Source organism: Paracoccus binzhouensis (assembly GCF_016446475.1).
GTDB lineage: Bacteria > Pseudomonadota > Alphaproteobacteria > Rhodobacterales > Rhodobacteraceae > Paracoccus > Paracoccus binzhouensis.
Window position 1 is genome coordinate 1 of the sequence record NZ_JAEHFP010000026.1, and the last position, 25,869, is coordinate 25,869.

At 68.2% G+C, this 25,869-nt stretch carries 28 protein-coding genes and 1 tRNA gene; 18 read left to right on the top strand and 11 right to left on the bottom strand.

Annotated features, from left to right (window positions below):
* From I9P22_RS08465 to I9P22_RS08485, 5 genes are all read left to right on the top strand, one after another.
* Positions 1-376: SPOR domain-containing protein (locus I9P22_RS08465; RefSeq protein WP_199259085.1), on the top strand; the 376-nt coding region annotated here is incomplete at its 5' end.
* A gap of 9 nt (positions 377-385) precedes the next feature.
* Positions 386-1,372 carry a beta-N-acetylhexosaminidase gene (gene nagZ, locus I9P22_RS08470; RefSeq protein WP_199259086.1) on the top strand — a complete coding sequence of 329 codons (987 nt, stop codon included), beginning with the start codon at positions 386-388 and terminating at the stop codon, positions 1,370-1,372.
* Positions 1,373-1,432: 60 nt separating this feature from the next.
* Positions 1,433-2,260: a segregation and condensation protein A gene (locus I9P22_RS08475; protein WP_199259087.1), complete on the top strand. Its 828-nt coding sequence runs from the start codon at positions 1,433-1,435 to the stop codon at positions 2,258-2,260.
* Positions 2,257-2,922 carry an SMC-Scp complex subunit ScpB gene (scpB, locus tag I9P22_RS08480; RefSeq protein ID WP_199259088.1) on the top strand — a complete coding sequence of 222 codons (666 nt, stop codon included), beginning with the start codon at positions 2,257-2,259 and terminating at the stop codon, positions 2,920-2,922. Before I9P22_RS08475 ends, scpB begins: the two co-directional genes overlap by 4 nt.
* An 18-nt stretch (positions 2,923-2,940) precedes the next feature.
* Entirely contained in the window at positions 2,941-3,135 is a 195-nt protein-coding gene (locus tag I9P22_RS08485; protein WP_199259089.1) for a hypothetical protein, read from the top strand.
* 82 nt (positions 3,136-3,217) lie between these two features.
* On the opposite strand, the gene I9P22_RS08490 is transcribed toward I9P22_RS08485, so the two are convergent.
* The 4 genes from I9P22_RS08490 to ihfA form a co-directional block, all read right to left on the bottom strand.
* Positions 3,218-4,285, bottom strand: a complete 1,068-nt coding sequence (locus I9P22_RS08490) for a 2'-deoxycytidine 5'-triphosphate deaminase (protein ID WP_199259090.1) — start codon at positions 4,283-4,285, stop codon at positions 3,218-3,220.
* A gap of 60 nt (positions 4,286-4,345) precedes the next feature.
* A tRNA-Pro gene (locus I9P22_RS08495) sits at positions 4,346-4,423 on the bottom strand.
* Positions 4,424-4,547: 124 nt separating this feature from the next.
* Positions 4,548-5,159, bottom strand: coding sequence for a MerR family transcriptional regulator (locus tag I9P22_RS08500; RefSeq protein ID WP_199259091.1), 612 nt, complete (start codon positions 5,157-5,159; stop codon positions 4,548-4,550).
* On the bottom strand, positions 5,159-5,467 hold the full coding sequence (gene ihfA / locus I9P22_RS08505) for an integration host factor subunit alpha (RefSeq protein ID WP_011748157.1): 309 nt from the start codon (positions 5,465-5,467) through the stop codon (positions 5,159-5,161). Before ihfA ends, I9P22_RS08500 begins: the two co-directional genes overlap by 1 nt.
* A gap of 212 nt (positions 5,468-5,679) precedes the next feature.
* Between ihfA and I9P22_RS08510 the strand changes: the two genes are divergently transcribed.
* Positions 5,680-5,955: a DksA/TraR family C4-type zinc finger protein gene (locus I9P22_RS08510; protein WP_199259092.1), complete on the top strand. Its 276-nt coding sequence runs from the start codon at positions 5,680-5,682 to the stop codon at positions 5,953-5,955.
* Positions 5,956-5,959: 4 nt separating this feature from the next.
* Here I9P22_RS08510 and I9P22_RS08515 read toward each other — a convergent pair whose 3' ends face one another.
* The 4 genes from I9P22_RS08515 to I9P22_RS08530 all read right to left on the bottom strand — a co-directional run bounded on the left by I9P22_RS08515 (position 5,960) and on the right by I9P22_RS08530 (position 9,399).
* Positions 5,960-6,931 (bottom strand): beta-ketoacyl-ACP synthase III, encoded by a 972-nt coding sequence (locus tag I9P22_RS08515; RefSeq protein WP_199259093.1) that lies wholly within the window; start codon positions 6,929-6,931, stop codon positions 5,960-5,962.
* Positions 6,931-8,040, bottom strand: a complete 1,110-nt coding sequence (gene plsX, locus I9P22_RS08520; RefSeq protein WP_199259094.1) for a phosphate acyltransferase PlsX — start codon at positions 8,038-8,040, stop codon at positions 6,931-6,933. The genes I9P22_RS08515 and plsX overlap by 1 nt, the downstream gene beginning before the upstream one ends.
* Positions 8,041-8,057: 17 nt before the next feature.
* The gene (rpmF, locus tag I9P22_RS08525; protein ID WP_010392407.1) at positions 8,058-8,264 is read right to left on the bottom strand and encodes a 50S ribosomal protein L32; all 207 of its coding nucleotides are present in this window, start codon (positions 8,262-8,264) and stop codon (positions 8,058-8,060) included.
* Positions 8,265-8,580: 316 nt separating this feature from the next.
* Positions 8,581-9,399: a sulfotransferase family protein gene (locus tag I9P22_RS08530; RefSeq protein WP_199259095.1), complete on the bottom strand. Its 819-nt coding sequence runs from the start codon at positions 9,397-9,399 to the stop codon at positions 8,581-8,583.
* Positions 9,400-9,561: 162 nt separating this feature from the next.
* Here I9P22_RS08530 and I9P22_RS08535 point away from each other — a divergent pair, with 162 nt between their 5' ends.
* The gene (locus I9P22_RS08535) at positions 9,562-11,139 is read left to right on the top strand and encodes a DUF5928 domain-containing protein (RefSeq protein WP_199259096.1); all 1,578 of its coding nucleotides are present in this window, start codon (positions 9,562-9,564) and stop codon (positions 11,137-11,139) included.
* 13 nt (positions 11,140-11,152) lie between these two features.
* Entirely contained in the window at positions 11,153-11,539 is a 387-nt protein-coding gene (locus I9P22_RS08540) for a histidine triad nucleotide-binding protein (RefSeq protein WP_199259097.1), read from the top strand.
* Here I9P22_RS08540 and I9P22_RS08545 read toward each other — a convergent pair.
* Entirely contained in the window at positions 11,527-12,486 is a 960-nt protein-coding gene (locus I9P22_RS08545) for an ABC transporter ATP-binding protein (RefSeq protein WP_199259098.1), read from the bottom strand. The two genes, I9P22_RS08540 and I9P22_RS08545, sit on opposite strands and share 13 nt — an antisense overlap.
* Before the next feature lie 69 nt (positions 12,487-12,555).
* On the opposite strand from I9P22_RS08545, the gene I9P22_RS08550 reads away from it, so the two are divergent.
* From I9P22_RS08550 to I9P22_RS08560, 3 genes are all read left to right on the top strand, one after another.
* Entirely contained in the window at positions 12,556-12,744 is a 189-nt protein-coding gene (locus I9P22_RS08550; protein WP_058100428.1) for a zinc-finger domain-containing protein, read from the top strand.
* Positions 12,745-12,916: 172 nt separating this feature from the next.
* Entirely contained in the window at positions 12,917-15,730 is a 2,814-nt protein-coding gene (gene polA, locus I9P22_RS08555; RefSeq protein ID WP_199259099.1) for a DNA polymerase I, read from the top strand.
* Positions 15,731-15,801: 71 nt separating this feature from the next.
* Positions 15,802-16,728: a cation diffusion facilitator family transporter gene (locus I9P22_RS08560; protein ID WP_199259100.1), complete on the top strand. Its 927-nt coding sequence runs from the start codon at positions 15,802-15,804 to the stop codon at positions 16,726-16,728.
* Between the two features lie 44 nt (positions 16,729-16,772).
* Here I9P22_RS08560 and hemN read toward each other — a convergent pair whose 3' ends face one another.
* Positions 16,773-18,128, bottom strand: coding sequence for an oxygen-independent coproporphyrinogen III oxidase (gene hemN / locus I9P22_RS08565; protein WP_199259101.1), 1,356 nt, complete (start codon positions 18,126-18,128; stop codon positions 16,773-16,775).
* A 48-nt stretch (positions 18,129-18,176) separates the two neighbouring features.
* Between hemN and fnrL the strand changes: the two genes are divergently transcribed.
* Entirely contained in the window at positions 18,177-18,926 is a 750-nt protein-coding gene (gene fnrL / locus I9P22_RS08570; protein WP_199259102.1) for a transcriptional regulator FnrL, read from the top strand.
* 54 nt (positions 18,927-18,980) lie between these two features.
* Here the strand turns inward: fnrL and I9P22_RS08575 are convergent, their stop codons facing one another.
* Positions 18,981-19,814 carry a universal stress protein gene (locus tag I9P22_RS08575; protein WP_199259103.1) on the bottom strand — a complete coding sequence of 278 codons (834 nt, stop codon included), beginning with the start codon at positions 19,812-19,814 and terminating at the stop codon, positions 18,981-18,983.
* A 247-nt stretch (positions 19,815-20,061) separates the two neighbouring features.
* Between I9P22_RS08575 and ccoN the strand changes: the two genes are divergently transcribed.
* The 6 genes from ccoN (at position 20,062) to I9P22_RS08605 (ending at position 25,869) form a co-directional block, all read left to right on the top strand.
* Positions 20,062-21,681, top strand: a complete 1,620-nt coding sequence (ccoN, locus tag I9P22_RS08580) for a cytochrome-c oxidase, cbb3-type subunit I (protein ID WP_199259104.1) — start codon at positions 20,062-20,064, stop codon at positions 21,679-21,681.
* A gap of 9 nt (positions 21,682-21,690) precedes the next feature.
* The gene (ccoO, locus tag I9P22_RS08585; protein WP_199259105.1) at positions 21,691-22,416 is read left to right on the top strand and encodes a cytochrome-c oxidase, cbb3-type subunit II; all 726 of its coding nucleotides are present in this window, start codon (positions 21,691-21,693) and stop codon (positions 22,414-22,416) included.
* Between the two features lie 8 nt (positions 22,417-22,424).
* On the top strand, positions 22,425-22,613 hold the full coding sequence (locus I9P22_RS08590) for a cbb3-type cytochrome c oxidase subunit 3 (RefSeq protein WP_199259106.1): 189 nt from the start codon (positions 22,425-22,427) through the stop codon (positions 22,611-22,613).
* A complete protein-coding gene (gene ccoP / locus I9P22_RS08595; protein ID WP_199259107.1) occupies positions 22,613-23,659 on the top strand; it encodes a cytochrome-c oxidase, cbb3-type subunit III in 1,047 nt (348 codons plus the stop codon). Before I9P22_RS08590 ends, ccoP begins: the two co-directional genes overlap by 1 nt.
* A 288-nt stretch (positions 23,660-23,947) precedes the next feature.
* Positions 23,948-25,405, top strand: coding sequence for a cytochrome c oxidase accessory protein CcoG (gene ccoG / locus I9P22_RS08600; protein WP_199259108.1), 1,458 nt, complete (start codon positions 23,948-23,950; stop codon positions 25,403-25,405).
* Positions 25,405-25,869, top strand: a complete 465-nt coding sequence (locus I9P22_RS08605; RefSeq protein WP_199259109.1) for a FixH family protein — start codon at positions 25,405-25,407, stop codon at positions 25,867-25,869. The genes ccoG and I9P22_RS08605 overlap by 1 nt, the downstream gene beginning before the upstream one ends.

Sequence of the window (25,869 nt, forward strand, 5' to 3'; positions counted from 1 at the left end):
ACCGCGCCCGCGTCGTCTGGCCGCGGCCCCCGTGGTTGCCAGCGATGCCGCGCCGCGCCCCGCTGCTGCCGAAACCCGCCCGGCCGAAGCGCCGGCCCCCGCTCCCGCCCCTGCCCAGGTCGCCTCGGGCGCCTCGCTGGTGCAGATCGGCGCCTTCGACAGCGACTCGCTGGCCAAGGGCGAATGGAACCGCGTCTCGGACAAGTTCGGCGCGCTCTTCTCGGGCAAGGCGATGGTGGTGCAGGAGCACAAGGCCAACGGCCGCACCTTCTGGCGCCTGCGCGCCGCCGGCTTCGCCTCGCGCGACGAGGCGCGCCGCTTCTGCGCGGCGCTGATCGCCGAAGGGGTGGACTGCATCCCCGCCACCGCGAAATGAGCCGCTGAGATGACCGGCGCCACCATTCTCGGCGGCATCGCCGGCCCGGATCTGGACCGGGCCGAGCGGGATTTCTTCCGCGCCGCCGATCCCTGGGGCTTCATCCTGTTCGCCCGCAATGTCGACACGCCGGACCGCCTGCGCCGGCTGACCGCCGAATTGCGCGAGACGGTGGGCCGGGACGCCCCGGTGCTGATCGACCAGGAAGGCGGGCGGGTGCAGCGCATGCGCGCCCCGCACTGGACCGACTGGCCGGCGCCGCTGGACCAGGCCGGGCGGGGCGAGCGCGCGATCTGGCTGCACCATCACCTGCTGGCGCAGGAATTGCGCGCCGTCGGCATCGACGCCGATTGCGCGCCGGTGCTGGACATCGCCCGCGCCGACACCCATCCCTTCCTGAAGAACCGCTGCTTGGGCGCGGATGCCGATACGGTGATCCGGCTGGGCCGGGTCGCGGCGCAGGCGATGCTGGCCGCGGGCGTGCTGCCGGTCGTCAAGCACATGCCGGGCCATGGCCGGGCGCGGGTGGACAGCCACAAGGACCTGCCGGTGGTCGAGGCATCGCTGGACGAGCTGCGCGCCACGGATTTCGCCCCGTTCCGGGCGCTGGCCGACCTGCCCATGGCGATGACCGCGCATATCCGCTTTACCGCCATCGACGATGCGCCCGCCACCGCCTCGGCCGCGGTGATCGAGCTGATCCGGCGCGAGATCGGCTTTGACGGGCTGCTGATGTCGGACGATATCGGCATGCAGGCGCTGTCGGGCAGCCCGGCCGAACGCGCCGCCACCACCATCGCCGCCGGCTGCGACCTGGTGCTGTCCTGCAACGAGACCCTGGCGCAGATGGAAGAGATCGTCTCCGCGGCCGGAACCATGAGCCCGCGCGCCCTGGTGCGGGGGCAGGCGGCGCTGGCCCTGCGCCGGGCGCCGCTGGCCGGGGACACCGCCGCGCTGCGCGCCGAACTGGCGGCGCTTGGCGGGTTGGCGGCCTGATCGGTTGACTAAACCCGGCCCATGGCCGATTCTGCGCCGACCCCCTTGCCCGGAAGCGTCATGACCAAGGTGCCCTATCTGACCCCCGTGCCCGCCCCCGATTCTGCGCCGCATCTGCCGGGGCTGGCACCGCAGCCGACGGCCGAGCGCCGCGCCGAGGAGGTGCTGGTCGTCGACGTCTCGGGTTTCGAGGGGCCGCTGGACCTGCTCTTGACGCTGTCGCGCACGCAGAAGGTCGATCTGATGCAGATCTCGGTGCTGGAGCTCGCCGACCAGTATCTGGCCTTCGTCGAGGAGGCGCGGGCGCTGCGCATCGAGCTGGCGGCGGATTACCTGGTCATGGCGGCCTGGCTCGCCTATCTGAAATCGCGCCTGCTGCTGCCGCCCGATCCCGAGGCCGAAGGGCCCTCGGCCGAAGAGCTGGCGGCGCATCTGGCCTTCCAGCTGGAACGGCTGAACGCCATGCGGGAGGCGGCGGCGCGGCTGATGGCCCGCGACCGGCTGGGGCAGGACCGCTTTGCGCGCGGCGCGCCGGAAACCGTCGCCCGCCAGCGCCAGGTCGCCTGGCAGGCCGGGCTGATCGACCTGATGCGCGCCTATGCCCGGCTGCGCACCCGCGACGAATTCCGGCCCTATGCCTTCGACCGCCGCGACGTCTTCACCATGGAACAGGCGCTGGACCGGGTGCGCGGGCTGATCGGCTTTGCCGGCGACTGGACCGCGCTTGCCGCCTTCCTGCCCGAGGGCTGGGAGGCCGATCCGCAGCGCCGCCGCTCGGCCACCGCCGCGACCTTCGCCGCCACGCTGGAGCTGGCGCGGCAGGGCGCGGTCGAGATCGCCCAGGCCGGCACCTTCGCCCCCATCACCATCCGCAGGCGCCCGCAATGAGCCAGGACGAGACCGCCGCCGCCGACCCGCAGCGCTTCCCGCCGCCACCGCTTTCCGAGCAGGAGCGCATGGTCGAGGCGATCCTGTTCGCCTCGGCCGAGCCGATGGGCACGCGCGAGATCGCCGCGCGCCTGCCGGCGGGCTGCGATGTGGCCGAGGCACTGCAGGCCCTGCGCGGCCGCTACCAGGGGCGCGGGGTGCAGCTTGCCCGCGTGGGCGACGCCTGGGCCTTTCGCACCGCCGCCGACCTGGGTTTCCTGATGCAGGAAAGCGTGGTCGAAAGCCGCCGCCTGTCGCGCGCCGCGACCGAGACCCTGGCGATCATCGCCTATCACCAGCCGGTCACCCGTGCCGAGATCGAGGAGATCCGCGGCGTTGCCGTCAGCCGCGGCACCCTGGACCAGCTGATCGAGCTGGACTGGGTCCGCATCGGCCGCCGCCGCCAGACCCCCGGCCGGCCGGTGACTTTCGTGGTGACCGAGACCTTCCTGGATCATTTCGGCCTGGAAAGCGCCCGCGACCTGCCGGGCCTGGCCGAGCTGCGCGCGGCCGGCCTGCTGGAATCGCGCCCGCCGGGCGAGGGCATGGCGCCCGGCCTGTTCCGCGACGACGACGGCGGGGATTCGGCGGCCATGGCCGAAGATTTGTTCGAGGATGAATGAGGAACTGAGCCTAACCCGATGAACATGAACCAGTTCATCAACATGCTGGTTCGCATGGTCACCAATCGGTTGCTGAACTGGGGCATCCGCCGGGTGAACGCGCCCAGGCCCGGCACCCGACAGAGCCCGCAGCAACGCGCCCGTGACAAGGCCGCGCGCGAGGCGGTGAAGCGCGCCCGGCAGGCGGCTCGGATCGCCCGGCGGATGCGCTAGGGGGCGCTGCCCCCGGGCGCGCTGGCGCGCGCCTCCCCCGGGGTATTTCCACAGCGAAGAAGCGCCGGCGGCCGGCCGCGACTCAGGCGAATTGCTTGGCGAGCTTCAGCCCCTGGCCCTGATAGTTCGAGGCAATGCCGCTGCCATAGAGCCGTTCGGGCCGGGCGGCCATGCGCTCATAGACCAGGCGGCCGACGACCTGGCCATGTTCCAGCGCGAAGGGCGCCTCGTGGCAGCGCACCTCGAGCACGCCGCGCGCGCCCTGGCCCGCCGCGCCATGGCCGAAGCCGGGGTCGAAGAAGCCGGCGTAATGCACCCGGAACTCGCCTACCATGGCCAGATAGGGCGCCATCTCGGCGGCGTAATCGGGCGGGATCGCCACCGATTCGCGGCTGACCAGGATGTAGAAGGCACCGGGGTCGAGGATCAGCTGGCCGTCGCTGGTGCGCAGCTCGTCCCAGAAGTCGCGGGCCTGGTAGGCGCCGATGCGGTCGAGGTCGATGACGCCGCTATGCGGGCGGGCGCGATAGCCGACCAGGTCGCCCGATGCGGGGCGCAGATCGACCGAGAAGCCCAGGCCGTCGTCGATCAGCGCCTCGCCCGTCACCAGCGGCTCGGCCGCGTGCAGGGCGCGCAGCTCGGCATCGCTCAGCACCGCCTGGCCCTGGCGCAGCCGCAGCTGGTTCAGCCGCATCCCGGGCCGCACCAGCACCGAGAAGCTGCGCGGGCAGATCTCGGCATAGATCGGGCCGTCATAGCCCTCGGGCAGGCGGTCGAATTCGGTGCCCTCGTCGGTGACCAGCCGCGTCAGGAGGTCGAGCCGCCCGGTCGAGCTTTTGGCATTGGCCACCGCGTCCAGGCCCTGGGGCAGCGACAGCCGCTCCATCAGCGGCACCAGGTAGACGCAGCCCTTTTCCAGCACCGCGCCATCGGTGAGATCCATGCGGTGCATCTCGAAATCCCTGAGCCGGTCGCTGACCCTGCGCCCGCGCCCGGCCAGGAACGAGGCGCGCAGCCGCCAGGCCGTCGCGCCCAGCCGCAGGTCGAGGCTGGCGGGCTGGACCTGTTCGGGCAGGATCGGCTGGTTCGCCGCGATGGCACCGCTGGCAATCAGCTGGCGCAGGGACGAATCGGGAAGCACACCGTTCACGCGAAACCCTTTCGGCAAAAGGAAACGCCCACCCCCGGACGGGGATGGGCGTTTTCGGAATGGTCGGGCCGGCGAGATTCGAACTCGCGGCCTTCCGCCCCCCAGACGGACGCGCTAACCAGGCTGCGCCACGGCCCGACGAGGGGCATATAGAGCGAAGCGGGCCGCCAGCACAAGGGGCGAAGCACGGAAATTTCGGCGAGAATCTCGATTGCCGTGGACAGGCTGCGGCCCGGGGCGGGAAGCGCATCCGCCATGCGGCCTAGCGGGCGTCCTGCAGCGCAGTGCGCAGGTCTTCGGCCTGGGCAGGCAAGGACCGGCCCTGCAATTCGCAACCGCGCAGATTGGCCGCAGCGGCGGCGAGGCGGCCAAGCCAGCCGGTCGCCGGCGGTGGTTCCAGACTGGCGAAAAGCGGCAGCGATTCGGGCTGCCAGGAAGCGCTGCGCATTGGGCGGGGTGGTTTCGCGACCGAAGCGGCGGGCAGGGCGGAGCCACCCGCCTCGAGCATGATCTCGGATTGCAGGCCAGGGATGGCCAGACGCACGGCCGGGGTGCGGGCGGGACGCTCGGTGGCGGCGCCCTCGGCCAGGGTCTCGCCCAGACGGGCGGCGCCGATCTGGCGCAGGCCGGCGCCGCGGTCGGCGGCGATCAGCCGCTTGGCGCCGCGGATGCTCAGTCCTTCCTCGCGCATCACCTGGCAAAGCCCGGCGGCCAGGCGCACGTCGTCGGGCCGGTAATAGCGACGCCCGTCGGCGCGCTTCACCGGCGAAAGCTGCGAGAATTGCGTTTCCCAATAGCGCAGGACATGCGGTGCGACGCCCACGAGGCGCGAGACCTCTCCGATGGAACGAAAGGCGTCGGGGGATTTGCTCATCAGCCCTTGCGCCTGTTCCCGGCGGCCACGCGGTCCTTCATCAGATGCGAGGGGCGGAAGGACAGCACCCGGCGCGGCGTGATCGGCACTTCTTCGCCGGTCTTGGGGTTGCGGCCGATGCGTTCGTTCTTGTCGCGCACCGAGAAGGTGCCGAAGGAGGAGATCTTGACCTGCTCGCCGCGCACCAGCGCGTCCGAGATATGGCCGAGCACGCTTTCGACAAGTTGGGCCGATTCGTGGCGGGAGAGGCCCACCTCACGGAACACCGCCTCGGCCAGGTCCATGCGGGTCAGGGTAGAGTCGCTCATCTCGGAAACCTCTTGAATGGTGGGAAGGATGATTTCTTTACGGCGCCAAGTCAACAACCCCGGCCCGATTCCGTTCCCGGGAGCCGCGATTTTGTTCCGCGTTATTCGCGCCTTACCGGCAGGACACCGCGCGGATCGCCGCCGCTGCCGCTTGGATCGGCAGGAATTGCCCCCTATCTTGAAAGGGAAGGCACGGACGAAACGGGGATGTCATGGCGGGCGGCTGGGCACGCGACGACGCGGTGAACGAACAGATCGACGTCTCGACGCAGGAGGCGATCGAGCGGATGCGGCTGCGCAATGCGCAGCGCGTGGCCCGGGACAGCGCCGAATTCTGCGACGAATGCGACGAGCCGATCCCTGAGGCGCGCCGGCAGGCGATTCCCGGCGTCCGGCTGTGCGTGGACTGCCAGTCGGGACGCGACAAGGCCTGGCGGCCGGCAGCCGGGATCAACCGGCGCGGCTCGAAGGATTCTCAGCTGAAATAAGGGCTTACCAGCGCAGGACGACCGAGCCCCAGGCCAGGCCGCCGCCGATGGCCTCGGCCACCAGCACGTCGCCAGGCTTGAAGCGACCCTCGGCATCGGCCACCGACAGCGCCAGCGGGATCGAGGCGGCCGAGGTATTGCCGTGATCGGCGACGGTCAGCACCACCTTTTCCATCGGCAGGTGCATGCGCCTGGCGGTGGCCTCGATGATGCGCAGGTTGGCCTGGTGCGGCACCAGCCAGTCCACCTGCTCGGGCGCCAGCCCGGCCTTGTCCAGCGCCCGGTGGGCGGTGTCGGCCAGCTTCTCGACCGCGTGGCGGAACACCAGGTTGCCCTGCATGCGCAGATGCCCGGCCGTGCCGGTCGAGGCGACGCCGCCATCGACATAGAGCAGGTCGCGATATTGCCCGTCGCTGTTCAGGTCGGTGGCGAGGATGCCGCGGTCGGCCGGGGTGCCCTCGCCCTCGGCGGCCTCCAGCACCACGGCGCCGGCGCCATCGCCGAACAGCACGCAGGTGCCGCGGTCGGTCCAGTCCATGATGCGGCTGAAGGTCTCGGCGCCGATGACCAAGACCCGCTCGGCCAGGCCGGCGCGGATCATCGCATCGGCATTGGCGAGCGCATAGACGAAGCCGGCGCAGACCGCCTGCAGGTCATAGGCGAAGCCGCCGTGCATTCCCAGCCCGGCCTGGACCATGGTCGCGACCGAGGGAAAGGTCAGGTCGGGGGTCGAGGTCGCCACGATCACCGCGTCGATCCGGTCGGCGGCGATGCCGGCCTTGTCCAGCGCGGCGCGGGCGGCCAGGATGCCCAGGTCGCTGGTACGCTGGTCCTCGGCGGCGAAATGGCGCCGCTCGATCCCGGTGCGGGTGCGGATCCATTCGTCGCTGGTGTCCAGCCTGTCCTCGAACCAGCTGTTCTCGATCACGCGCTCGGGCAGGTAATGGCCGGTTCCCCGGACGATCGCACGCCGCATCAGGAGGCCTCGCTTTCCTTGCTGCCGTTGGTGTCGCCGCTGTCGGCATGGATCTGGGCCACGCGGGCGGCCAGCCGGTCCTGGAAGCCGGATTGCGCCAGCTGGAAGGCCAGCTTGATGGCTGCCGAGACCCCGGTCGCATCGGCCGAGCCATGCGATTTCACCACGGTTCCGTTCAGCCCCAGGAAGACGCCGCCATTGACGCGGCGCGGGTCGATCCGCTTCTGCAGGCGCTTCAGCGAGCCCATGGCCAGCAGCGCCGCGAATTTCGACAGGATGGATTTGGCGAAGGCTTCCTTCAGGAAGTCCCCGACCAGCTTGGCCGTGCCCTCGCCGGTCTTCAGCGCGACATTGCCGGTGAAGCCGTCGGTCACGATCACATCGACACGGGCCGAGGGCAGGTCGCCGCCCTCGACGAAGCCGACATAGTCGAAATTCGCCGCCTGCGCGGTGGCGGGCATCAGTTCATGCGCCTGTTTCAGCTCGGGCCGGCCCTTGTGCTCCTCGGTGCCGACGTTCAGCAGCCCGACGCGCGGCCGCGCCAGGCCGAAGCCGTTGCGGGCATAGGAGGCGCCCATCAGCGCATAGGTCAGCAGATCCTGGGCGTCGGCGCGGATGTCGGCGCCGACATCGAGCATGACGTTGAAGCCCTGCGGATTGCGCGACGGCCACAGGCAGGCAATGGCCGGGCGGTTCACGCCGGGCAGCTTGCGCAGCCGGATCATCGACAGCGCCATCAGCGCGCCGGTATTGCCGCAGGAGACGGCGACCCGCGCCTCGCCCTGGCGCACCGATTCGATGGCCGACCACATCGAGGTGCCTTCGCCCTTGCGCAGCACCTGGCTGGGCTTGTCGCCCATGGTCACGATGCCGGCGGCATCGCGGATGTCGCAGCGCGCGGCCAGATCCTGGCGGCGGCCGATCAGCCGCGCCAGTTCGGCCTGCGGGCCATGGACGATGAAGCGGATATCGGGGTTCCGGACGGCGCTTTCGGCGATGCCCGCGACCACCGCGGCCGGGCCGCGGTCGCCGCCCATCGCGTCAACCGAGATCACCACGCCCCCGTCGTCAGGGTTGCGCGGCAGAGTCCTGGAATCTGCCGAGACCATATCCGCGGTCAGTCCGCTCAGGCCGCGTCTTCGTCCAGATCGACCTCGTTGGCCTGCGCGACGACCTCGCGGTCGGCGTAATGGCCGCAGGAGGGGCAGACGTGATGCGGGCGCTTCAGCTCGCCGCAGTTCGGGCATTCGTTCGGGTTGCCGGCAACGAGCGCGTCATGCGAGCGGCGCATGTTGCGGCGGGACCGGGTAACTCGGTTCTGAGGGACGGCCATGTCTCAACCTCAAGGGGTTCGGGGGGCAACCCGGCAGGGCGGCCCCGGATTCTGATTTCGGTTCTGGGGCGGGGCATAGGCCAAGAGAGCGTCGGCCGCAAGGCGCGAAACAGGGCAGCGCGCACGGGGGCAACGGTCCGGGTCATCCCCCGCCGGTCGAATGAAGGCGGGAAAATAGCGGGTTTTCAGGTTTTCGCAAGGGAAAACTTGGCCGCGGCGCGAGGAAGGCGAAAGCGTCGCGCCGCGACGCTGCCTCCGGCGGGGGTATTGGGAAAACGGAAAGCGCCGGCCGGGGGTGCGGGCCGGCGCGGCGGGCCTAACGGCCCAGCTTGGCGTGGATTTCGTCCAGGTCGATCTCGTGCCGGGGAAACTTGTTGTCGGGATCGTCGAAGTCGTATTTGAACAGCTGGAAGTCCTTCTTGTAGATTTCCCAGATCAGGTGCCGCGACAGGTCGTCGAAATAGGCGCTGACCTTGTGGGCGCGCTTCGGCCCGTGGCCTTCGGATTCGTTGAACTTGGGCACCTCGTTCACGTCGAGCTTGACCGGCGTCGGCGCGGCGTCCAGCACCTTCTGCATGCCCTCGTTGAACTTCTCGGTGAAGAAGATCTGGTCGTAGCGGCCGCCGTTCACGATGAAGGTCGAGATATGGCCGGACATGGCCGACCAGTGGATGTCCGGCTCCATCGGACGGCGCCAGCGGATGGTGTCGCGCGCGAACAGCAGGAAGCGGCGGAAGCTGGCGATCTGGTCGAACTCGAAGCCGTTCTCGGGGCTGCCGACGTCGATGCCGTAGCGCTGGATCAGCTGCGGCACCAGGTTGCCGCGATAGCGCTTGCCGTTCCGCTGGATGCCGGCGATCTTGTCGAAAAACGAGGACAGGATGCGCGCATAGGGGTTGCGCACGCAGGTGAAGGTCAGGGACTTGTGGGCCTTGACGTTTTCCTCGATCAGCGGCTGGCTTTCCTCCTGGTTCCACTTGTGCAGGCCGCTGGTGGCATCGTGGATGTCGCCGTCGAAATAGCGCCCGTGGTCGGAATAGAACATGATCTGCCCGATCGAGGAGCAGGCGCATTTCGGGACCACGCGATAGACCATGCTCGCGCTTTCCGTCATCCAGGTGCCTGGAAAACCCATTCTCTGCCTTCCCCTTCAAATCTCTGCGCCCGGCCGGGACAAGGCACGCGCCCGGGTTGCCCGTCCAGCCAAAATCGGTAAGGACACAAAGCAAATCGGTGGCAGAGATTCAACCTGCTGCAGAGCGTTCCGGGCGCGGGTGGGACAGGATGGTGAATTAGCATGGCACGGATCGCCTTCATTCTGCTCTGCCACAAGGACCCGGAGGGGGTGATTGCGCAGGCGCAGCGGCTGGCCGCCTCGGGCGACTATGTCTCGATCCATTTCGACGGCCGCGCCAAGCCGAAGGACTTCGAGCGGATCCGCACGGCGCTGGGGGGCAATCCCTCGGTGGTCTTCGCGCAGCGGCGCTGGAAATGCGGCTGGGGCGAGTGGTCGCTGGTCGGCGCCACGCTGGAGGCAGTGCGCGCGGCGGTGGCGGCCTTCCCGCAGGCCACGCATTTCTACATGCTGTCGGGCGATTGCATGCCGATCAAGTCCGCCGAATACGCCCATGCCTTCCTGGACGCCGAGGATTGCGACTATATCGAGAATCTCGACTTCTTCGAGTCGGACTGGATCAAGACCGGCTTCAAGGAAGAGCGGCTGATCTATCGGCACTGGTTCAACGAGCGCAAGCGGAAATGGCTGTTCTATGCCAGCTACGACCTGCAGAAGCGCCTGGGCCTGAGCCGCAAGGTGCCGGCCGACATCCAGGTCATGATCGGGTCGCAATGGTGGTGCCTGCGCCGCCAGACCGTCGAGAAGGTGCTGGAATTCTGCGCCAGCCGCCCGGACGTGCTGCGATTCTTCTCGACCACCTGGATCCCGGACGAGACCTTCTTCCAGACCATCGTGCCGCATGTGGTGCCGCGGCGCGAGATCCGCGGCCGGACGCTGACCTATCTGGTCTTCACCGATTACGGCATGCCGGTCACCTTCTACAACGACCATTACGACCTGCTGATCGGGCAGAACTACCTGTTCGCCCGCAAGATCAGCCCCGAGGCGATCCGGCTGCGCGAGCGGCTGGGGGCGCTCTGGGCGGCTTCGGGGGTGCATTTCCCGATCTCGAACGAGGCGACCGGGCTGTTTCGCTTCCTGACCGCGCGGGGCCGGGTGGGCCGCCGCTTCGGCCAGCGCTTCTGGGAGACCGAGGGCAGCCTGGGCCGCGACAATACCCTGCTGCTGGTGGTGGCGAAGAAATGGCATGTCGCCAAGCGGCTGACCGCGGCGATCCGGCGGCACAGCACCATCCCGGCGGTGGATTTCCTGTTCAACGAGCTCGAGGCGCACCTGCCTGACCTGGGCGGGGTCGAGACCACGATCGAGAAGCGCGACCGGCATCGCCGCGCGCTGATCCGGCTGCTGTTCGAGCAGTTCGAATCGCATCAGCTGGTGATCTGCCTCGATCCTTCGGCGCTGCACCTGATCCAGGACCTGATGGCGGACAAGGCCGACACGAGGCTGCTGCTGATCGATTCGCAATTCGATGACGCCTACCTGCGCGGCCATATCGGCCGGGTCGGGCTGGCCGGGGCGCAGACCGCGCCCGAGGTGATCGAGCGGCTGCTGCCCACCGTGCGCGCCGACCTGGAGCACGAGGCCGAGCGGCTGCGCGACATGGATTTCGCCGCCTTCCATTCCATCGCCCCCTGGCGCTCGGCCGAGGAGAATGCCGTGCAGCTGGCGCGCTTCCTCGACCTCTTGCCCGATACGGCGCTGAAACTGGCCATGACCGAATACCTGTTCGACGATTGAGGAGAGAACCGCCATGCCCGCCACCAGGCCTGCCTATGACGACGGCAACATCTTCGCCCGCATCCTGCGCGGCGAGATCCCCAACGACACGGTGCTGGAGACCGAGCACACGCTGGTCTTCCGCGACATCCGCCCGCAGGCGCCGGTGCATGTGCTGGTGATCCCCAAGGGCGCCTATGTCAGCTATGACGACTTCGCGGCGAACGCCTCGGAGGCCGAGATCGTGGATTTCCACCGCGCCCTGGCCCGGGTCACGCAGGAGCTGGGCGTGGCGCTGGACGGCGGGCGGGGCTTCCGCGCCATCACCAATGCCGGGCCGGACGGGGTGCAGGAGGTGCCGCATTTCCACATGCACATCCTGGGCGGCAGGCCGATGGGCCGGATGGTTCAGCCGGCCTGAGGCGCCGGGCGCGAGGTCAGCTGGACGAAGACGTCCTCAAGGTCCGGCGCCTCGACCGCCACGTCGCGGATCGGCAGGCCGGCGGCGCGCAGCGCGTCGATCAGCCGGTCCGCCGGGATGCGCGAAGGCGCATAGCTGAGCGCAAGCCGGCCGTCGCCGCGCCGTTCGGCTCGCACGTCCTCGGGCAGGGCGGGCAGGGCGCGGGCATCGCCGGTATCGACCACTAGCGTCTTGGAATCGGCGCGGCCGAGCAGGGCGGCGGTTTCCTCGCAGAGGATCAGCGCGCCATGGTTGATGATGGCGATGCGGTCGCACATCTCTTCGGCCTCTTCCAGGTAATGTGTGGTCAGGATGATGGTCATGCCCTGGTCGTTCAGCCGCCGCACGTTGCGCCACAGCATCTCGCGCAGCTGGATGTCGACGCCCGCCGTCGGTTCGTCCAGCACCAGGATCTGCGGCCGGTGCACCAGCGCCTTGGCCAGCAGCAGCCGCCGCTTCATGCCGCCCGAGAGGTGGCGCGAATAGCTTTCCGCCTGATCCGTCAGCCCGACCAGTTCCAGAAGCTCGTCGGTCCAGCGCTCGCGCTTCGGCACGCCGTAAAGCCCGGCCTGCACCTCGAGGCTGGCGCGCGGGGTCAGGAACGGGTCGATGTTCAGCTCCTGCGGCATGACGCCGATGGCGGCGCGGGACTGGCGCGGGTTCACGTCCTGGTCGAAGCCCCAGATCGTCACCTGACCGGCGCTCTTGCGCACCAGCCCGGCCATGATGTTGATGGTGGTGGACTTGCCGGCGCCGTTGGGCCCGAGCAGCCCGAAGATCGAGCCGGCGGGGATCGACAGGTCCAGCCCCTTCAGCGCATGTTTCGCCGGCGCCTTGCCGGCCGCGGCATAGGTCTTGGTCAGACCTCTGATTTCGATGGCGTTCGGACTGCTTGCGGGGGCTGGCATCGGCTCTTCGCGTTCATTATGATCGCCGCCGGTTTAACCGCGTTTGTCGTCAAAGCTCAAGGAACCGCCATGACCATCCCGGCCCCCGAGATCCAGACCGTCACCAGCTGGAAGGTCGCCTGCGACGGCGACGAGGCGCGGGGACTGGGCCATCCGCGCGTCTGGCTGGCCATTCCGCGCGACACCGGCTGGGTCGAATGCGGCTATTGCGACAAGCGCTTCGTGATCGACCGCGAACACGCGCACGAGGATCACTGAGGCCCGGCCGCGACGGCCCTTTCAGGCGGAAGCCAGGTGTCGGCCGGGGGCGCTGCGACGCCTCTGGCGGGGCTGTTTCGGCAACGGTGACTAGCCGGGCCGCGTGGCCTTGGCCCCGGGGCCGCTTCGTGGCATCAAGGCTGCCGAACGCAAGAGCAGGGGGTGCGCGCATATGACGGACGGATTCGGCAAGGGCCATCACCTGCACCTGATCGACGGCTCGGCCTTCATCTTCCGCGCCTATCACGCGCTGCCGCCGCTGACCCGGCGCTCGGACGGGCTGCCCATCGGCGCGGTGGCGGGTTTCTGCAACATGGTGTGGAAATATCTTCAGGACGGCAAGGGCGCGGACCAGCCCACTCATGCTGCGGTGATCTTCGACCATTCCGGGCGGACGTTCCGCAACGACATCTATCCGCTCTACAAGGCCAACCGGCCCGAGCCGCCCGAGGACCTGCGCCCGCAATTCCCGCTGACCCGCGAGGCGACGCGCGCCTTCAACATCGCCTGCATCGAGACCGAGGGCTTCGAGGCCGACGACATCATCGCCAGCCTTGCCTGCCAGGCGCGGGATGCGGGCGGGCGGGTGACGATCATCAGCAGCGACAAGGACCTGATGCAGCTGGTCGGTGGCGGGGTCGAGATGATGGACCCGATCAAGGGCAAGCCCATCGGTCCCGAGGAGGTGCGCGAGAAATTCGGCGTCGGCCCCGAGCGGGTTGTGGATGTGCAGGCTCTGGCCGGCGATTCCATCGACAACGTGCCGGGCGCGCCGGGGATCGGCATCAAGACCGCCGCGCAGCTGATCCAGGACTATGGCGACCTGGAAACCCTGCTGGCGCGGGCGGCCGAGATCAGGCAGCCCAAGCGCCGCCAGACCCTGATCGACCATGCCGAGCAGATCCGCATCTCGAAGCGGCTGGTCGAACTGGATTGCCGCATGGCGCTGGATTTCACCCTGGAAAGCCTGGAGATCCGCGAGCCTGATCCCGAGGCGCTGCTGGACTTCCTGACCCGGATGGAACTGCGCACCCTGTCGAAGCGGGTGGCCGAGCGCTTCGGCGCCGAGGCGCCGACCGTGGCCGAGGTGGCGGCCACGGCGCCGGGTGCCGAGCCGGCCGCGCCCGCCGCCGAACTGCCGGCCATCGACCGCAGCCTTTACGTCACCATCCGCGACGAGGCCGTGCTGGCCGAATGGCTGGCCGAAATCGCCGAAAAGGGCGTGGTCGCCATCGACACCGAGACCACCGGGCTGGACGAGATGCAGGCCGAACTGGTCGGGGTCTCGCTTTGCACCGGGCCCGGACGGGCGGCCTATCTGCCGCTGGGCCATGTCGATGGCGCGGCCGACCTGTTCGGCTCGGGCGCGCGGGCCGAGGGGCAGATGGGCTTGGACCGGGCGCTGGCGATGCTGAAGCCGGTTCTGGAAGATCCCTCGGTGCTGAAGATCGGCCAGAACATCAAGTACGACTGGAAGGTGCTGGCCCGTTACGGCATCCGCATGGCGCCGCTGGATGACACCATGCTGCTCTCCTATGCGCTGAATGCGGGGGCGCACAATCATGGCATGGACGAGCTGGCGGACCTGTATCTGGGCCATCGCTGCCTGCCGATCAAGGATCTGATCGGCTCGGGCAAGGCGCAGATCAATTTCTCGCAGGTGGCGATCGACAAGGCCAGCGAATATGCCGCCGAGGATGCCGAGGTGACCTGGCGGCTCTGGCATCACCTGCGCCCGAAACTGGCGCCGAACCATGTCACCACCGCCTATGAGCGGCTGGAGCGGCCGATGATCGCGGTGCTGGCCGATATGGAGATGGCCGGCATCCGCATCGATTCCGAGCATCTGAAGCGCATGTCCAACGCCTTTGCCCAGAAGATGGCGGGGCTGGAGGCCGAGATCCACGATCTGGCCGGCGGGCCCTTCAATGTCGGCAGCCCCAAGCAGCTGGGCGAGATCCTGTTTCAGCGCATGGGTCTGGCCGGCGGCAAGCAGGGCAAGACCGGCGCCTATTCGACCGGCGCCGAGGTGCTGGAGGATCTGGCCGCCGAGGGACACGAGCTGCCCGCCCGGGTGCTGGACTGGCGGGCGATCTCGAAGCTGAAATCGACCTATACCGATGCGCTGCCCCTGCATGTGAACCCCGAGACCGGGCGCGTGCACACCAGCTATTCCATCGCCGGGGCGCAGACCGGGCGGCTGGCCTCGACCGATCCGAACCTGCAGAACATCCCGGTGAGGACCGAGGAGGGGCGGCGCATCCGCGAGGCCTTCGTCGCCGGGCCGGGGATGCGGCTGGTCAGCCTGGACTACAGCCAGATCGAGCTGCGGATCCTGGCGCATGTGGCGCAGATCCCGGCGCTGAAGCAGGCTTTCCGCGACGGGATCGACATCCATGCCATGACCGCCAGCCAGATGTTCGGCGTGCCGGTCGAGGGCATGGATCCGATGATCCGCCGCCGCGCCAAGGCGATCAATTTCGGGGTGATCTACGGCATCTCGGGCTTCGGCCTGGCGCGCAACCTGCGCATCCCGCGCGCCGAGGCGCAGAGCTTCATCGACACCTATTTCGAGCGCTTCCCCGAGATCCGCGCCTATATGGACCGCACCGTGGCCGGGGCGAAGCAGGACGGTTTCGTGCGCACGCTGTTCGGGCGGCGCATCATGACGCCGGGCATCAACCAGTCCGGGCCGGCGGCCGGTGGCGCGCGGCGCGCCGCGATCAACGCCCCGATCCAGGGCGCGGCCGCCGACATCATCCGCCGGGCGATGATCCGCATGCCGGAGGCCATCCGGCACCTGCCGGCCAGGATGCTGCTGCAGGTGCATGACGAGCTGGTCTTCGAGGTCGAGGAGGCCGCGGTGCCCGAGCTGATCGAGGCGGCGCGCGGCGTCATGCAGGGCGCGGCCGATCCCGCGGTCCGGCTGGACGTGCCGCTGATCGTCGATGCCGGGCAGGGGCTGAACTGGGCCGAGGCGCATTGAGCGGCGGCGGTCGCGTGGGCTGCGCGGCCGCATGGGTATTTGGGGAACGAAGAAGCCGGCGAGGGAACGGGATGGGCCATTCGCATTCGCATGACGGCGGGCACGGCCATGCGCATCTGCCGGGCGGGGCGGGCGATGGCACCATCCTGGTCGCGGTTCTGGTCAACCTGGCGCTGACCGGGGCGCAGATCATCGGCGGCTATGTCGCCGATTCCACGGCGCTGATCGCGGACGGGGTGCACAATCTCTCGGATGCGCTGGCGCTGGTGCTGGCCTTTGGTGCCCGGCGGCTGGCGCGACGACCCGCCAGCCCCGACATGAGCTATGGCTGGGGCCGGGCCGAGATCGTCGCGGCCTTCGTCAACTACATCGCGCTGATCGCGGTCTCGGTCTGGCTGGGGATCGAGGCGCTGGGGCGGCTGGTCGAGCCGCCGCAGGTCGCGGGCGGGCTGGTGATGGCGCTGGCGGGCTTCGCGCTGCTGGTGGACATGGCCACGGCGGCGCTGGTCTGGCGCGCCTCGAAGGAAAGCGTGAACATCCGCGCCGCCTTCCTGCACAACCTGGCCGATGCCGCGGTCTCGGTTGCGGTGATCCTGGGCGGGGCGCTGATCTGGGCCTTCGGCTGGCAGATCGCCGATCCGGTGCTGACCCTGCTGATCTCGGCGGTCATCCTGTGGCATGTCGGGCAGGAGATCGGGCCGGTGATGCGCATGCTGATGCTGGCCGCGCCTGCCGGGGTGGATCACGCGGCGTTGGCCGGCGCCATGGCCGGCGTCGAGGGCGTGGCCGGGGCGCATCACCTGCACCTGTGGCAGATCGACGAGCGGCGCACGGCGCTGTCGGCGCATCTGGTCATGCGCGAGGGCGCCGATCCGGTGCTGGCGGTGCGCCGGGTCAAGGCCTTGCTGCGGCGCGATTTCGGCATCGACCATGCCACCATCGAAACCGAGCGCACGGGCGAAGCCTGCGGCGACGGCCAGGGCGGGCATCGTCCTTAGCGCCAAGCCGCCGCCGTTGGATCGCCGCGGTCAGATCGCCGCGGTCAGATCGCGGCGGAATGGCCCGAGGCCGCCATGTCGTAACCGTCAAACATCCGCGCGATCATCCGGGTCAGTGGCCGCCCGCCGGGGGTGATGCGCAGGCCCGAGGCGTCGACCTCGACCATGGCGCCGAAATGCGCGGCGACGGGGGTGAAGACCCGGCCCAGGCTTTCGGCGTCGAAACCGTGGTCGCGGATGAATTCCTCGGCCCGGATCTCGAAATCGCACATCAGCGCCTCGATCATCCGCGAGCGCCAGCGATCCTCGGCCGAGAAGGCATGGCCGCGCGTGGTCGAGAAGCGGCCGTCGCGGATCTTGCCCAGATGCGCGCCGGTGGCCGGGGCGTTCTGCGCATAGCCCTGCGGGAAGCGCGAGATCGACGAGGCGCCCAGCCCCACCAGCACCTCGGCCCGGTCGTCGGTATAGCCCTGGAAGTTGCGGCGCAGCAGCCCGGCCTTTTGTGCGCGGGCAAGCCCGTCGCCGGGGCGGGCGAAATGGTCGATGCCGATCTCGTCATAGCCGTCGGCCAGGAACAACGCGCGCGCGGTCTCGAACAGCTGCAGCCGGCCATGCGGGTCCGGCAGCGCCTCCGAGGGGATCATCACCTGGCGCTTGGCCATCCAGGGCACATGCGCATAACCGTAAAGCGCTACCCGGTCGGGCGACAGCGCCAGCAGCTTCTGCACCGATTCGGCGATGCGGCGCGGATCCTGATGCGGCAGGCCGTAAAGGATGTCTGCGTTCAGGCTGGCGATGCCGCGGTCGCGGATCATGTCCACGGCGCGTTTCGTCACCGCGAAGCTCTGCTCGCGGCCGATGACCTTCTGGATCTCGGGGTCGAAATCCTGCACGCCGATCGAGGCGCGGGTCAGCCCGGCCTCGGCCAGGGCGTCCATGCGCGCCTCGTCGATCTCGTTCGGGTCGATCTCGACCGAGAATTCCGCGCCCTCGGCCAGCGGGAAGCTGTCCAGCACGGCGCCGGCGACCCGCCGCATCATCCCGGCCGGCATCAGCGTCGGCGTGCCGCCGCCCCAATGCAGCCGCGACAATCTGACGCCGGGCGCCAGCGCCGCTTTCAGCATGTCGAGCTCGGCCAGCAGGGCCTGGGCATAGGCGCGCACCGGCTCGTCCGACTGCGTGCCCTGGGTGCGGCAGGCGCAGAACCAGCACAGTCGCCGGCAGAAGGGCACGTGCATATACAGGGAGATCGAGGCGCCGGCCGGGATCGCGGCGATCCAGTCGCGGAAGACCGGCTCGCCCACGGCGGTGGTGAAATGCGGGGCGGTGGGATAGCTGGTATAGCGCGGCACCCGCGCGTCAAACAGTCCCAGCCGCTCAAGTTGCGATTGCTGCTCCATAATGCTATATATGCTTGGAACCCGCGCCAGGACCTTGACCCAAATCAAATGCCACATGACGCCGCCATCTGCGCGACGCAGCAGCCCTGCGAGATCTGTCCCATCCGTTACCGAGCCGTCTGCGCGCATTGCGAAGGCGAGGAACTGGACGAGCTGGAAAGCATGAAATTCTACCGGCGCTATGACGCCGGGCAGGTGGTGACTTGGGCCGGAGACCGGATGGACTTCGTCGGCTCGGTCGTCGTGGGCATGGCCGGCCTGACCCAACAGCTCGAGGACGGGCGCACGCAGATGGTCGGGCTGCTGCTGCCCAGCGACTTCCTGGGCCGGCCGGGGCGCGAATTCGCGGCCTATACCGTCACCGCGACCAGCGACCTGATGCTGTGCTGCTTTCGTCGCAAGCCCTTCGAGAAGCTGCTGATCGACAATCCCCGCATTGCCAGCCGCCTGCTGGAGATGACGCTGGACGAACTGGACGCCGCCCGCGACTGGCTGCTGCTGCTGGGCCGCAAGTCGGCGCGCGAGAAGATCGCCTCGCTTCTGGTGATCCTGGCCCGGCGAGAGGCGGCGCTGATCAAGCGCCGGCCCGAGGGGCGCATCGCCCTGGAACTACCGCTGACCCGCGAGGCGATGGCCGATTACCTGGGGCTGACGCTGGAAACCGTCAGCCGGCAGATGAGCGCGCTGAAGCGCGAAGGGGTGATCGAGCTGGAGGGCAAGCGCCGGGTGATCGTGCCCTCGTTCCAGAAGCTGGTGCTGGAAAGCGGCGACGATTCCGATGGCGGTCCGCTGAGCTGACCGCCCCGAAGCGGACCGCCCCCGGAGGAATCCGGGGACGGTCCACTGCGCCGTTCAGCGTGCCATCAACACCGGCACCTCGGCCTTTTCCAGCATGTTGCGGGTCGCGCCGCCCAGGATCGCCTGGCGGAAGCGCGAATGGCCATAGGCGCCCATGACCAGCATGTCGGCGCCGATCTCGGTGGCGCGGCGGTTCAGGATGTCGCTGATCAGCGGCAGGGTGCGGGCCAGCACCGCGATCTCGGCCTTGACGCCGTGGCGGGTCAGCATCTGGCAAAGCGCGCCGCCCGGGTCCGAGCGCTCGGGTCCGTTGGGCGAGGGGTCGATGACGGTGATCTCGACGCTTTCGGCCGCCACCAGCAGTGGCATGGCGCGGCGCACGGCGGCCATCGCCTCGTTCGACTGGTTCCAGGCGATCATGATCTTCTTGCCGAACGGTTCCTTCAGGCCGTCCGGCACGATGAGGACGGGGGCCGAGCCCTCGAACAGCGCCGCCTCGGTCACCGCCTCGGCATCGGGCGTCGCACCCTCGCCATATGGGCGATTCAGGACCACCAGGTCGGAATAGCGCGCCCGCATCCCCACCAGCGTCGACAGGCCGCCGACCTGGGCCACGGCCGAATCAACCGACCAGCGGATGTCCTCGGGGTTCAGCTTCTCGCGGACCTTCTCCTCCAGCTCGCTGGCGGCGGCCATCGCCTTGTCGATCGATTCCTGGAACACATAGGCCGAGGCGCCGGCATAGTAATAGCCGCTCTGCGTGTGATCGACGCCCATGCAGAACACGTCGAGATGCGCGTCCTCGCGCCGGGTCATCGCGACAGCGGCATCGAGCTGCTGATGCTGCGACATGTCGGTCAAGACGGTCAGGATGGTCTTGTAGCCCATTATCCTCTCCTTTCGGCGCCTTGCGCGCCTGTCGTCGCTCTCCGGATGCGGGATGGGCTGGCCGAGGCCGGCCACGGCATCCTGCCGGATACTCGGCGATTTTACACCTTATTAACGCATACCGATTGATACAGATCAAAGTCTCACAAAACCGTGTGACGGTAGAAGGGGCCATGTCGATCCGCATTCCCGGCGCAGGGCCATGCGATTCGCGGGCGGTCGGCACAGGATGAAGGACACGGATTTCATGTTGGATACCATCAAGCTGATCGCGCTTGGCACGATTGCGGTCCTGGCCGCTCTTGCCGCCAATTACGCGCGACCCGATGATCCCGCCTATATGGTGAATGCGCTGATCGTCATGCTGGCCGCGGGCTTCATGTTCCTGCGGGTGCTGCGCCAGATGGGCAATGGACAACCCTCGCTCGAACCGCATCCCGAGACGCAATACATGGACGGCGTGGTGCGGGCCGGGGTCATCGCCACCGCCTTCTGGGGCGTGGTAGGCTTTCTTGTCGGCGTGATCATCGCCTTCCAGCTGGCCTTCCCGGCGCTCAACCTCAGCGACTGGACCATGGGCTATACCAATTTCGGCAAGCTGCGGCCGCTGCACACTTCGGCGGTGATCTTCGCCTTTGGCGGCAATGCGCTGATCGCGACCTCGTTCTATGTCGTGCAGCGCACCTCGGCGGCGCGGCTCTGGGGCGGCAATGCCGCCTGGTTCGTGTTCTGGGGCTACCAGCTCTTCATCCTGCTGGCGGCGACCGGCTACATCCTGGGCGCCACCCAGTCCAAGGAATACGCCGAGCCGGAATGGTATGTGGACTGGTGGCTGACCGTGGTCTGGGTCGTCTACCTGGCCGTGTTCCTGGGCACCATCCTGAAGCGGAAAGAGCCGCATATCTACGTGGCGAACTGGTTCTACCTGTCCTTCATCGTGACCATCGCCATGCTGCATGTCGTCAACAACCTGGCGATCCCGGTCAGCCCCTTCGGCTCGAAATCGGTGCAGCTCTTCTCGGGCGTGCAGGACGCGATGACGCAGTGGTGGTATGGCCACAACGCCGTGGGCTTCTTCCTGACCGCCGGCTTCCTGGGCATGATGTATTACTTCATCCCCAAGCAGGCCGAGCGTCCGGTCTACAGCTACAAGCTGTCGATCATCCACTTCTGGGCGCTGATCTTCCTCTATATCTGGGCCGGTCCGCACCATCTGCATTATACCGCGCTGCCCGACTGGGCCTCGACGTTGGGCATGGTGTTCTCGATCATCCTGTGGATGCCCAGCTGGGGCGGCATGATCAACGGGCTGATGACGCTCTCGGGCGCCTGGGACAAGCTGCGCACCGACCCGATCATCCGCATGATGGTGGTGGCCGTCGGCTTCTACGGCATGGCGACCTTCGAGGGGCCGATGATGTCGATCAAGGCGGTGAACTCGCTGTCGCATTATACCGACTGGACCATCGGTCACGTGCATTCCGGCGCCCTGGGCTGGAACGGCATGATCACTTTCGGCGCGCTCTATTACCTGACTCCGCGGCTCTGGGGTCGTGACCGGCTCTATTCGACCGCGCTGGTCAGCTGGCATTTCTGGCTCGCCACCATCGGCCTGGTGCTCTACGCCGCCTCGATGTGGGTCTCGGGCATCATGGAGGGGCTGATGTGGCGCGAAGTCGACAGCCAGGGTTTCCTGGTCAACGCCTTCGCCGACACGGTCGCCGCGAAATTCCCGATGAACGTTGTCCGTGGCCTGGGCGGGGTGCTCTATCTCAGCGGTGCGCTGATCATGTGCTACAACCTCTGGGCCACCGTCGCCAAGCAACCCAAGACCCAGGCGACCACGGTCGCGGTCCCGGCAGAGTGAGGACGGATCATGGCCATTCTTGAAAAGCACAAGGTCCTTGAAAAGAACGCCACGCTGCTGCTGGTCTTTTCCTTCCTCGTGGTGACCATCGGCGGCATCGTCGAGATCGCGCCGCTGTTCTACCTGCAGAACACCATCGAGAAGGTCGAGGGCATGCGCCCCTATACGCCGCTCGAGCTGAAGGGCCGCGACATCTACGTGCGCGAGGGCTGCTATGTCTGCCACAGCCAGATGATCCGGCCGATGCGCGACGAGGTGGAACGCTACGGCCATTACAGTCTGGCGGCCGAGTCGATGTATGACCACCCGTTCCAATGGGGGTCCAAGCGCACCGGGCCGGACCTGGCCCGCGTCGGCGGCCGCTATTCGGACGAATGGCATATCGACCACCTGACCGACCCGCAGGCGGTGGTGCCGGAATCGATCATGCCGAAATACGGCTTCCTGCACGACCGGATCATCGACGCCTCGAACATGGAGCAGCGGCTTTCGACCGACGCGCTGGTCGGCGTGCCCTACAGCGAGGAGATGGTGACCAATGCCGTCGCCGACTTCCGCGCCCAAGCCGATCCTGATGCCGATGCCTCGGGGCTGGAAGAGCGCTATCCCGGCGCGCAGCAGCGCAATTTCGACCGCCGCCCCGGCGTGTCCGAGATGGACGCCCTGGTCGCCTATCTGCAGGTGCTGGGCACCATGGTCGACTTCTCGACCTTCGAGCCCGATCCGAACCGCTGAGGCCCGCCATGGACAGCTATTCCTTCCTGCGCGAACTGGCCGACAGCTGGGTGCTGCTGCTGCTGGTGCTGTTCTTCCTGGGCACGGTGCTGTTCGCCTTCCGGCCCGGCTCGCACCCGCTGCACCGCGATGCCGCCGAGAGCATCTTCCGCAATGAGAAAAAGCCCGCCGCCGCGAGCCAAGAGGAGGTCGAGTGATGGCCGACACCGATGACGAGCACACCAGCCCCCAGAATCCCGACAACCGCATCGGACTGGAACGTCTGGCCGCGGACGAGAAGCACAAGGCGCAGATCGCCGCGCATCCACCCGAGGGACCCGAGAGCGAGCCGTTGCACAAGCCGGTGCCCCGCCCCGGTGCCACCCGCGTCGTCCGCGACCGCAAGGGCGCGCGCAAGGTGGTCGAGGTGCCCTCGACCGGCCATAGCTGGGACGGGATCGAGGAATACGACAACCCGCTGCCCCGCTGGTGGCTCTGGACCTTCTACGCCACCATCGTCTGGGGACTGGCCTATGTCGTCGCCTATCCGGCGATCCCGTTGGTGAACGGCGCCACCCAGGGCCTGTTGGGCCAGAACTACCGTGCCGATGTCGCGGCCGAGATCCAGCGCTTCAACGAGGCCAACGCCCCGATCCAGGCCAAGCTGGTCGAGACGCCGCTGGAGGAGATCGCCGGCGACCCGGAACTGGCGAACTATACCGCCAATGCCGGTGCCGCGATCTTCCGCACCTGGTGCGCGCAATGCCACGGTTCGGGCGCCGGCGGGGCTTCGGGCTATCCGACGCTGCTCGACAACGACTGGCTCTGGGGCGGCACGCTGGAGGAGATCCACACCACCATCCAGCACGGTATCCGCGATCCCAAGGACGAGGAGACCCGCTATTCCGAGATGCCGCGCTTCGGCACCGACGAGTTGCTGGAGAATGCGCAGATCGGCCAGGTGGTGAACCATGTGCTGGCCCTGGGCGGCCTGCCGCATGACCCCGCGCTGGCGGCCGAGGGCGAGACGGTCTTTGCCGACAACTGCGCGTCCTGCCACGCCGAGGACGGTACCGGCGACCGTGCCCAAGGCGCCCCGGACCTGACGGATGCGGTCTGGCTCTATGGTTCGGACCCGGCGACGATCACCCGGATCGTGCATGACGGCCCCTATGGGGTGATGCCGGCCTGGTCCGGGCGGCTGTCCGAGGCAGACATCCGTGCCGTGGCCTCCTATGTCCACAGCCTCGGCGGCGGCGAATAGGCCGCCGAGGCTCAGAAATCCCGAGATCCGCGGCCGGGCGACCGGCCCCGGAGGCACCGGCCCCCCGTCCTGTTCGCGCGTTTCCAGGGGGGCCGGTGCTCTTATGAAAGGCCAGGGCAGGGTCCGGTGCAAGCCGGCACCCCGCCTTTTGTCTGCGAGATGCGACAATGCGGCCCATGCCGCAGCGGTTTCGCCCCCGGTATAAGCCGACGCGCCCGCGCTTGACTCAGATCAATGCGCCCGCGCGGTCAGGTCCTATACCCGAGACACGCGAAACAGGAGCCAATCATGTCGAGTCCCGACATCGACCCGCCACGTCTATATGCCGCCCGAGAGCCGATCTTTCCGCGCCGGGTCAAGGGCTGGTTTCGCAACCTGAAATGGATCATCATGGCGGTGACCCTGGCGATCTATTACGTCACGCCCTGGATCCGCTGGGACCGCGGCCCCGGCATGCCCGACCAGGCGGTGCTGGTCGATCTGGCCAACCGCCGCTTCTATTTCTTCTGGATCGAGATCTGGCCGCACGAATTCTATTTCGTCGCCGGGCTGCTGGTCATGGCGGGGCTGGGGCTGTTCCTGTTCACCTCGGCCCTGGGACGGGTCTGGTGCGGCTATGCCTGCCCGCAGACCGTCTGGACCGACCTGTTCATCCTGACCGAGCGCTGGGTCGAGGGCGACCGCAACGCCCGCGTCCGGCTGTGGAACGCGCCCTGGGACGCCAGGAAGCTGCGGCTGCGGCTGACGAAATGGCTGCTCTGGCTGCTGATCGCGCTGGCGACCGGCGGTGCCTGGATTTTCTATTTCACCGACGCGCCGACGCTGCTGGGCAACCTGCTGGCCGGCCAGGCGCATCCGGTCGCCTATACCACCATGGCCATCCTGACCGCGACCACCTTCGTCTTCGGCGGCTTCGCGCGCGAGCAGATCTGCATCTATGCCTGCCCCTGGCCGCGCATCCAGGCCGCGATGATGGACGAGGACACGCTGACCGTCGCCTATCGTGACTGGCGGGGCGAGCCGCGCGGCAAGCTGCACAAGGGCGAAGCGACGAAATCCGACGGCGGCGCCAAGGGCGACTGCATCGACTGCATGGCCTGCGTCAACGTCTGCCCCATGGGCATCGACATTCGCGACGGGCAGCAGATGGAATGCATCACCTGCGCCCTCTGCATCGACGCCTGCGACGAGGTGATGGGCAGGATCGGCAAGCCGCGCGGACTGATCGACTACATGGCGCTGAAGGACGAGACCGCCGAGCGCGCCGGCGCCGTGCCCAAGCCACTGATGAAGCACATCCTGCGGCCGCGCACGGTGCTGTATTTCACGCTCTGGGCCGGGATCGGCGTGGCGCTGGTGGTGGCGCTGTTCCTGCGCTCGCCCTTTGATCTGAACGTGACGCCGGTGCGCAACCCGCTTTACGTCACCATGGCCGACGGCGCGATTCGCAACACCTATGCGCTGCGGCTGCGCAACAAGCAGGGGGATGCGCGCGACTTCACCGTCTCGGTCGCCGGCCCCGACGGCGCCGCGCCGCAGGGCGTCGGCCTGGCGCTGGAGGGCCTGCCGGGGGCCGCGGTCAGCGTGCCGGCCGACAGCACCCATACCCAGCGGCTCTATATCACCGCCGAAAAGGGCTCGGCCCTGGCCGAGGGTGGGCAGGCAGAGTTGACGCTCTGGGTCGAGGATGCCACCGATGGGCAGCGCGCCCATGTCGATACCGTCTTCCACGGAAGGAGCGAATGATGCCTCGCGAACTGACCGGCCGCCATGTGCTGATGATCACCCTTGCCGCTTTCGGCACCATCATCGCGGTGAACCTGTTCATGGCGGTCAAGGCGGTCGGCACCTTTCCGGGGCTCGAGGTCAGGAACAGCTATGTCGCCTCGCAAAGCTTCGACCGCGACCGCAATGCCCAGGCGGCGCTGAACTGGACGGTGACGCCCGATTACGACGGGCAGGAGCTGGTGCTGGCGATCCGCGACGGCCAGGGCAACCCGGCCCCGGTCCGCACGCTCGAGGTCACCGTCGGCCGTCCGACCCATGTGCGCGAGGATCAGCATCCGCAATTCACCTATCAGGGCGGGCTGTTCCGCGCGCCGCTGAAACTGGCGCCCGGTCTGTGGAACATCCATCTGACCGCCACCGCGCCGGACGGCACGCTGTTTCGCCAGCGCATCGACCATTATCACGGCAACCGGGTGAACTGA